The sequence below is a fragment of the Paraburkholderia sp. SIMBA_053 genome (assembly GCF_046534895.1).
Classification (GTDB): Bacteria; Pseudomonadota; Gammaproteobacteria; order Burkholderiales; family Burkholderiaceae; genus Paraburkholderia; species Paraburkholderia caledonica.
The window spans coordinates 1-269 of record NZ_JAWRXU010000754.1 but is presented as its reverse complement, the minus strand read 5'-3'; the positions used below and the strand labels follow the sequence as shown (position 1 = coordinate 269).

The window sequence follows — 269 nt, the reverse complement described above, 5'->3', positions numbered from 1 at the left end:
ATCGCTATTGAGATTCGCGGCCGCCGTCAGCAGGTCTTGCACTTCCTGTGTTGCAAATACTTTGATACTCATGATTCTGCCTCCATGTTGTATTGGGAAAGCGGCGTGGGCGCGCGTCAGTACATCGCGCGCTTTGTCGGCCTCACGCGTCGCCGGTACGAACGGAAGAAGGATGACGGCACAACGGCGTGACGGAAATTTTCATGTACGGATACAACGGCAAGGCCATCAGAATGTCGTGAAGCTCAGCGTTGCCTTCCACGTCGAAC

General features: G+C 55.0%; 1 protein-coding gene. It reads right to left on the bottom strand.

Annotated elements, in window-relative coordinates:
• Positions 1-142 precede the first annotated feature (142 nt).
• Positions 143-269 (bottom strand): muconolactone Delta-isomerase family protein (locus tag SB753_RS37600; protein WP_410805229.1); only part of this gene is annotated, 127 nt, incomplete at its 5' end.